The sequence below is a fragment of the Mordavella massiliensis genome (genome assembly GCF_016902415.1).
Taxonomy (GTDB): Bacteria; Bacillota; Clostridia; order Lachnospirales; family Lachnospiraceae; genus Merdimonas; species Merdimonas faecigallinarum.
The window spans coordinates 1-8,164 of record NZ_JACJLV010000066.1 but is presented as its reverse complement, the minus strand read 5'-3'; the positions used below and the strand labels follow the sequence as shown (position 1 = coordinate 8,164).

Below are 8,164 nucleotides of genomic sequence, written 5' to 3'. Positions count from 1 at the left end.
CCATGAACATGAATAATACCGTCCACATCATTTCCTAATGGCAGTGCCGGAGCATTATATGCAGAAACGCTCAGTCCTCTTGACTCCAATACTTGCTCAAACATCTGGTCATAATTGGTTGTAATAATTTTTATTTTGGAAGGATCCGCAAACAGATCAATGATTGCTTCATGTGTTTGATTGTGCTTAAGGCATGTACCCGATAATAATTCTGCAGCCTGTTTATTTACATCTATACTTTTTGACTTCAGATATCCGAGAAATGCCTCGCAAGTATCATCTTCTTTTAATATTTCTCCAGTCCCCTCAGCAATCTTCTTTGCCAGGTCTACAAAATCGGGAAGTGATGTGGGCGCATCCACAGATGCGCCTGCTCCTGCAAATACCACAAAGTTATTCTTTCTTATTGCTTCTATTATTTCATTAGGGAAATTTATTCCATCTATAAACAATTGCTTCCTCCTGAATTTCTATCAGCACTTTTACAATATACGATAGTTGTATCCCAAATCCTACATTTAGGGCTATTACATGTTAAAATAGTACTCGCCATTTTTCTCTTTTCGCATAATTTCGCAATCCACCGATTTTCTAATAATTCTTGATGCTGCGTTCTCCGAAATACCGAAAGCATTTGCTATTGTCGTCCGATTAAAATAATACTCTGATCCATATTTCTCCAATAATTCCTGCAACTTTTCTAAATTTCTCTTATTGAAATTCCTTCCCGCCCTACATTTAAGCCACTTTCTCAACTCTTCTTTCTCCTTTTCACCCAAAGAAAGTTGCATATCTCTAAGAGAAAGTTGCGGTTTATCAGAAGATTGTTGCAGTTTATCGGAAGATTGTTGCAGTTTTGCGTTTCCAATTTCTAATTCCAGTTCCAACTGTGCGGAACGGGCTTCACTTCGATTTGGCAAAGTTACAATAAAAAAATATTCGTCAGAATAGAATTCTGGTTGCTCTGCATAATCAACATAAGAATTAAGGATTCTCCGAATACCACTTCCCCGGCGTTCCATATAATGAAGCCTTCCAAAAGCATCAGAAATAATCTCATTTCGCCGCATAGATGGCACGCGCCTTAAATCCATATCTTGTATTCGACTCCCATTTATCATTCCTCCAGGAGAGGATATTTCTATCCTATCATCGTACATATCTACATGCACTTCTGCACCTATACTCTGATAATCCCTGTGAATGAGCGCATTCACCAGAACTTCCCGGACTGCTTTGAAAGGATAATCACTTTTCTCTTCCCGACGCATCCCCCGAATCGACCACGGATTCTTTGAGTTAGTGCGGATAAAGGCCTCCGCATTTGCCAAAAGCGTTATTAAGCTTACACCGGTAAATTCCTCATCATCTAATGCATCTCCTTCTACAGAGCCCTTTTCTATACCTTTCCATCTAGTGCATACGACTTTTGATTGTTTTAAATAGCCTTGATCACAAAGAAGCAATCCGGCATTTGTTACTATTCCGTCTTCTGTCACGAACCCCATCGAAACAAGATCTTTTGTCAAATCGAAATCGTCCCCTGTTTCCTTTTTAAATGTAGCTGCGAGCAGTGTAAAACTGACATCTGATAAGTTATAGGAACTAGGAAGGGAATCATATGTTTTATTCATTCCTTTCAGAATCAGATTGTTCTGTTCAATTACAGTAGAAATTTCAGTTCTGTCTCCTCGTCTTACATATATTTCTCTTGTTTTTCATGAACATAGTAATATGGATAATGAGGTCCATTAGCTACTTCAAGGTCAATACATAACCTGCCTTCTATTCTACTGCTGAAAGGTGTCAACGTGTAGCATACCGGTGGTTCTACTCTTGAGGCCTACTCTTGAGGTTAAAAGCTCTGAAATTTTACTTGCTGTACTCTGTGCATCATCAAGTCCAATCGGGTCATGCCCATTATCAGTCACACCAAAGAGAATATGTCCGCCCTTTGTATTTGCAAACGCCACAACAGATTTTAACCAGCTTTTAGGTTTTTCTTTTTCTAAGACACTTTGTAATCCAAATGTGTCGCTTCTATTCCCTGAAAATCTTCAAACTTCATAACCGCAGTCTCTTCCTTTTAATTATTTTATTTTCTTGTTCTAATACACCATGCAGTAATTCTAAATATAAGTAATTAAGTATATTTTAACAGAACGCCAGTTTGTTTTCAATTATTGCATTAAGAAATACAAAAACCTCCCAGAACAAATGTCCTGAGAGGCCATGTAGCGCCTTGCGGCGTCTGGATCGTATATTGTTGTATCCGATTAACGCTTGGAGAACCGAAAATGGCGGAAATACGGGGATTCAGCCGGGATTTGTTGCAGATGCGTTACAAACCGTCTAAGACCGAACATGATTGAGGACGCCTCTCTTTTATCCCTTAAATACCAGTTCCATCAATTCAGCTGCAATTGTATTATCTTTCACCCGCATAATACTGTCTTCAATCTTTTCTTTACCCAGCAAATGGATATTACCGTACCAGACAATCTCCTGATCTATAACCGCAAAATTCTCACAAGAGTCCTCTACTGATTTAACAAAAAATCCCGCCTGGCGCATATCTTCATGTAGCTGCATCCAGAACCCCGCATCACCAAAGCCATAATCGTCCGGTTGCCATGTAATGATTGTCACTTCAACTCCCTGCTCCTGCTTTTCCTTCAGCATAGCTATGAGATCATAAACCTTTTGGGAACTGATAACACTACTGGATATTATAATTCTCTGTTCAGCCTCAAGCAGATCCTTCTTAAATACTTCCCGGTAATTTTCGCTGTCAAAAATTGCATTGGTTTTCTGTTTTTCGCTATGCAGCCCGCTGCAGATTTCATATCCGATCTGTCGGTATGCTTTCATTCTTTTCGCATACATTTTTTCAAACATCGGAATATGGCTGTCAACGTAGTCAAAAACAATCACGTCCTTTTTCCCGACATAGTCCCGATTCAGCCGTCCGGCATACTGCTCTACAACACTTCGGAACGAAACCGGTGTTGCCATGATCAGTGTATCCAGGCGGGGAAAGTCAAACCCTTCACCGATCAGGCTGCCTGTAGCAACAAGGGCCAATGTCTCTTCAAGCGCAGTCTCACGCAATTGCTCCCGTATCTTTCTGTGCTCTTTCTTCGAATTATTTCCTGTCATCAAGAATACTTTATCTGCACAATCTTTTATTCGTTCGTATAATCTTTCTGAATGATCTTTATATTTAGAAAGTATCACCGGAGTTCTTCCTGCTGCTATGCATTCTTTTACATCCGAAAGAATTTGTTCATCTCTGACTTCATTCTGCCTGAGAATTTCATACGCCTCATTCGGATGCATCTTTTCTATTATAACACCTCTTGGCAGCACTGTTCTTGTAAACCGCGGATACACCAGATGCGGGATTCCCTGTGCTTTTACCTTTTCTTTTGAAGAATAGCTATATCGAATCGGTCCTAGCAGCATATAATTAACTTTTTCCAGACCATCTGCCCGCTTAGGTGTTGCAGTAACGCCATATACATATTTAGCCGGTACTTTTTGTAATACTTCCGCAATCGTATCTGAAGCTGCGTGATGGCATTCATCCACAATGATCATCCCATACTGATCCAGTAACAAATGCCATTCTCCCTTTTTGCACAAAGAGCCGACCATCGCAATGTCTACAATACCTGTCATAGAATCATGTGCGCCCTGCAGTTTTCCTATCAGACTTTTACGTACTTTAATCCGTCCGGTTTTCGTTTTATATTCCGGTAACTGCTCATCTATATCAAGAAATTGCTCCAATGCATCTTTCCACTGATCCAGCAAAGCGGACGACTCAAGAATAATCAGTGTGTTAACTTTTTTCTCTGCGATCATCGCGCTGCATACAACCGTTTTCCCAAAAGCGGTCGCCGCCTGAAGAATTCCATTATCATATTTCATCATCTCTTCCAGCGCCGACCTTTGTTCCTCCCGCAGTTCCCCTTTGAAGACAACATGGATATGTCTGCCACACTGACGTTCATCCTTGATTTCACACGGAATACCTGCTTCATTTATTTTTCCCCTTAATTTATCATACACCCCTCTTGGAATTTCAATATATCCGCTCAAGTGATCCTTTCCAAGATATATCCACTGAGATGTGGCAAAATTCGACATGCCGATTGCCGCATTTTTATAAAAAGCCGGATTTCTTATGGCCGCAAGGCGTCTGATCTGATTTTGGATTCCCGCTTTCAGATTTAGACTGTCTATATATAAACCATTAGATAAAACAAGCCTCAAATTTCCATCCACATCTTCCCGATGAAAAGGCTTTTCCTTTTTCCATGGCTCCTCTCGTTCTCCATCGGTTCCATTATCATCTGCTGCTTCCGTAATATCCGATGCTGTCCATTCTTTTATTTTTATCTCTATAAACTCAACAGAGAGCCGCGGCTTGCTCCAAAGCACCTCCCACTGGTTCGGATAAGCATTCCAATTGTTGTCTACAAAAGCACTGTTTCCTTTTTGCAGCGCCTGTCCCTGTAATGGCAGTGCGATTAAGTTCCCCAATCCACCTTCTGACAGAGTATCCTGGGCCGGAAGCATTCTGTCATAATATTTGAATGATTTCAGATTCACCTGCTCCGCTCCCTTTTCCAGCAGAGCAAAACCAAACCTTCTTGCCAGCGTTGCCGGAATCGGTTTATCAAAGAATATCCATAAATGCGCTCCTCTGCCGGATCTGGAACGCTCCACCAGGGGATCTATCCCGTTTAAACTGCAGATCATCCGCATAGCTTCTACTTCTTCCATCCACGCCTCGTCTGTATTAGCAAAATCCTTCTTTTCCGCATTCTTTTCATGATTATCAAAATCAAATACAAGAAAACGGCAGGTTCCATCTTTTAATAATGGATAAACACCGATCACATCTGAACCGTTATATGATTTTCCATATAAATGAGCCAGTATATCATTCACAGTCAACTGTTTATACGATTGATGGGGACAGTCTTTACAATTCATTTTCTCATGACGCATTTTAGGGCAGATATCCTCCCACCGATTATGACACTGTGTGTAATATCCTGCTTCTCCTGTGGATTTTTTCTCGCTCCGTCTTGCATAAACATCCTGGCGCCCCCAGAATCTGGCATAAAACAAATTTGCCATTTCAACCGTAATCTGTCCTGGATGAATGATCCGTGCGCCCTGGTCTGGATCGTATCCTTCTGCTTTTTCCGGTTCTCCGATCCGGGCAATTTCGTGTGTATACGAAATACCTGAACGATCCAGAATGCTTTTCAGGATTTGATTCTCAAGCTGTAGATTATTGATTTGTTTCTGTAACAGACTGATATTTTCAATCGGCTCTCTCATTTTACCCACCTGTTTTCTCTCTGCTTCAGAACCGCAGTCCCGCTGTAATCTGCTTGAAAAAGTCTGCGTTCCACATATTCAAAGAAACTGTGTCTCTAATAAACGGCTCTACATCCTGTTTCGCCTGGCGGAAATCAATAGTATCAAATCTTTCATACAACATATGTCTCAGTTCCGGAAGCGTACATTCCACATCCTCAGAAATAAAGCCGGACTGCAGAAGCCGTGCCCGCAAATGTTTTTGATTCACAGCACTCCCCCTGGAGAGATAAAATACATAATCATACAGATCCCGGCCTTTTATCCTGCTTTTCCACGCTCTGCAGAGCACCGCATGGATCTTCCCGGCAAACAAAGACGGCATATCATACAGGTTCACTTCATATGGTGTCGGAAGAAGCCGGTATTTATGCTCAAAACCGGCATACTCCGGCGGATTGATGTCGACCTCGAATTTTATTTTAACAACCTCACTTCTGGCAACACTTCCCGCCAGATCCTCATCCGCATAAAACAGCAAAAGATGTTCTTTGGTATTTCCTTTCAAAAAAGCAGAACGGATATTGCTTTCCTTCGTCTTTTCCCTCTCCTGTATCGTAACATGCAGGCCAAAAGCACGTACCTCTTTCTCCAGGGCCGGAAAATAAACGGTCAGATCAAAATCCGGATCCGCTGTCACCAAAGAAAAATCCAGATCCTCAGAGAAACGATCCAGCCCATAAAAAATCCGAAGTGCCGTTCCCCCATAAAAAGCTGCTTTCTGAAAAAACCCCGCCCGCGAAAGTCCGCACAGGACAATCTCCTGCATGATTTCTTTCATCGCATTTTTCTGGTCATATATATTTTCTATCTGATAGTTCTTCAACATCTGTTCAATTGCCGTATTCATCTCTTCATCCTCCGCAATAACGACGCCATTTTCTTTACATTTCCAGAATGATAATGTTCTGCTAAAACCGACACTTTATCCGCATCTAATTTACACAGGTCCGTTTCTTCAATTCGCAGGTCTTCCGCCAGAAGCGCAAAAAGTTCTCTGCCGTTTGCCGCCGGATGCATTGTATACAGCTTATCGCACAGGGCCTTTTCGGGTTCTGCAATACGGTAAAAATACTCCTTTTCCTGCACAACCTTAAGTTCTAGCGGAAATGCCTCAGAGGGAACATCTCGATAAATAAAGGTGCCAAACATTGTTTCATATCTTTTTTTCTTCTTTTTTTCAAAAGTGGCACAAGTAATCGTATATACGGTCTCCGGTATCAGACCATAATGCGCAAGCGCATACTCGAAAGAAATATAAGATGGTCCATAGATACTCCCTGCCAATAAATATCCCGGAACTGTCCGGTCAGTCTCATATAGCCCCCGTACAATCGGAAAACATTCTCCCTGCTTCGCCATACGCGAAAGTCTGGCCGCCGGATTGGAATATTCTTTTAATTCTTCTAGCATCATTTCAGTCGTTTTTATCATATTTTCACCTCTTAATGCAATAATATGAGATTATATGGTGAAAATCAAGCATTTTATTATTTATAGTTTTGTACTGCTCACAGGTAAATATATAAATACAAAAACCTCCCAGAACAAATGTCCTGAGAGGCCATGCAGCGCCTTGCGGCGTCTGGATCGTATATTGTTGTATCCGATTAACGTTTGGGTAACCGAAAATAGCGGAAATACAGGGATTCAGCCAGGATTTGTTGCAAATGCGTTGCAAACCGTAGAAGACTGAATGCGATTGAGGACACCTCTCTTATCTCTTATACCCAATTAACAAGTTTCTCTCTCATTCTAATCACAAAAGAACCTCATTTGCAAACTTTTCTTTACAGTCCTTCTGCCTGTTCAAGTTTTTCTTGCAATATTATTCTGCTAATTGGTTCATCATATTTCCATTCGATAAGCGTAATTCCCTCACTATTGCATTTCCTCTTTTTTTCAGCATCTCTTATTTTCTGTTTTTCCAATTGTGTATCCCCACCAAAAAATTTTACAGCATGATAATGTTGTCTGCCTTGGTATTCAAATGCAATTCTTTGGGATGGAACAAAAATATCTAAAGATTGTCTGCCTAACCAATTTGAATGATACTGGTAAACAGCATCATTATATTCTTTGGCCACCAGCTTATAAAGTTCATATTCACTTTTCCATCTATTAGATAGTTTTTCAGCTTTGGCTATTTTATTAAAAATAGCATTATACATTTCTCGTTCTTTCTCAAATGAATGCTCCGATTTTCCCATATAGGATAAAATCCAATCAGCTTCATACTCTGATGGTGCAATATCACGAAGATATTGATACATATATATAATCATTTCTCGACTAGTAATACATTCTTCATAAATTTTTAAAGGCAGTCTATTTATAGCTATATTTTCACCACAACGTTGATAAAGCAATTTATTACAGTTTTTATAGAATAGAAATTCTTGTTCAGGAATCAACAATATGTTTTTGTATTCAAATCTATTGTTTTGACTTCCTTTTTCAAAACTATCAATAGACAAATCAAACAAACCATTTCCGAATATATCACTATACAATTTAGCACAATAGTATAAGAATCTAACATGTTCAGGTCTATTATTATAGGTAACCTTTATATTGAGTGTGTCGTCATCTTCAAAAAGATTAGGAATGCATTGATAAGAATCTGCTGTTTCCCTTATATATTCTGATACGATTTGTGATGTTTTAGATTCATCTAAATGTAGTATTATATTAATATTTTTCTCACTTATTATTTTTTCTTTTCCTCTGCACCATTCAGGTTGACAATAAAGTCTATAGTCAATAT

7 protein-coding genes and 1 pseudogene are annotated in these 8,164 nt (G+C 39.9%); 1 reads left to right on the top strand and 7 read right to left on the bottom strand.

Annotated features, from left to right (window positions below; all coding sequences use genetic code 11):
- The 6 genes and pseudogenes from H6A13_RS12115 to H6A13_RS12090 form a co-directional block, all read right to left on the bottom strand.
- Positions 1-452: SIR2 family protein (locus H6A13_RS12115; protein WP_204909812.1), on the bottom strand; the 452-nt coding region annotated here is incomplete at its 3' end.
- Between the two features lie 75 nt (positions 453-527).
- Positions 528-1,634, bottom strand: a complete 1,107-nt coding sequence (locus H6A13_RS12110) for an ATP-binding protein (protein WP_204909811.1) — start codon at positions 1,632-1,634, stop codon at positions 528-530.
- A 156-nt stretch (positions 1,635-1,790) separates the two neighbouring features.
- Positions 1,791-1,997: pseudogene (locus H6A13_RS13585) on the bottom strand (AlbA family DNA-binding domain-containing protein); the annotation flags it as partial.
- A 388-nt stretch (positions 1,998-2,385) separates the two neighbouring features.
- A complete protein-coding gene (locus tag H6A13_RS12100; protein ID WP_420827235.1) occupies positions 2,386-5,151 on the bottom strand; it encodes a TOTE conflict system archaeo-eukaryotic primase domain-containing protein in 2,766 nt (921 codons plus the stop codon).
- Between the two features lie 232 nt (positions 5,152-5,383).
- Positions 5,384-6,247: a nucleotidyl transferase AbiEii/AbiGii toxin family protein gene (locus H6A13_RS12095; protein WP_204909808.1), complete on the bottom strand. Its 864-nt coding sequence runs from the start codon at positions 6,245-6,247 to the stop codon at positions 5,384-5,386.
- A complete protein-coding gene (locus tag H6A13_RS12090; RefSeq protein ID WP_204909807.1) occupies positions 6,244-6,831 on the bottom strand; it encodes a type IV toxin-antitoxin system AbiEi family antitoxin domain-containing protein in 588 nt (195 codons plus the stop codon). The genes H6A13_RS12095 and H6A13_RS12090 overlap by 4 nt, the downstream gene beginning before the upstream one ends.
- A gap of 34 nt (positions 6,832-6,865) precedes the next feature.
- Between H6A13_RS12090 and H6A13_RS12085 the strand changes: the two genes are divergently transcribed.
- Positions 6,866-7,093 (top strand): hypothetical protein, encoded by a 228-nt coding sequence (locus H6A13_RS12085; protein WP_204909806.1) that lies wholly within the window; start codon positions 6,866-6,868, stop codon positions 7,091-7,093.
- Between the two features lie 94 nt (positions 7,094-7,187).
- On the opposite strand, the gene H6A13_RS12080 is transcribed toward H6A13_RS12085, so the two are convergent.
- Positions 7,188-8,164, bottom strand: a 977-nt coding sequence (locus H6A13_RS12080) for a PDDEXK family nuclease (RefSeq protein WP_204909805.1), incomplete at its 5' end; no start/stop codon positions are given.

Bases quoted from the DNA above. Each gene is read 5' to 3' on its own strand.
- H6A13_RS12100 (WP_420827235.1), bottom strand. From the start codon at position 5,151: ATGGCAAATTTGTTTTATGCCAGATTCTGGGGGCGCCAGGATGTTTAT.
- H6A13_RS12110 (WP_204909811.1), bottom strand. From the start codon at position 1,634: ATGAATAAAACATATGATTCCCTTCCTAGTTCCTATAACTTATCAGAT.
- H6A13_RS12095 (WP_204909808.1), bottom strand. From the start codon at position 6,247: ATGAATACGGCAATTGAACAGATGTTGAAGAACTATCAGATAGAAAAT.
- H6A13_RS12085 (WP_204909806.1), top strand. From the start codon at position 6,866: ATGGTGAAAATCAAGCATTTTATTATTTATAGTTTTGTACTGCTCACA.
- H6A13_RS12090 (WP_204909807.1), bottom strand. From the start codon at position 6,831: ATGATAAAAACGACTGAAATGATGCTAGAAGAATTAAAAGAATATTCC.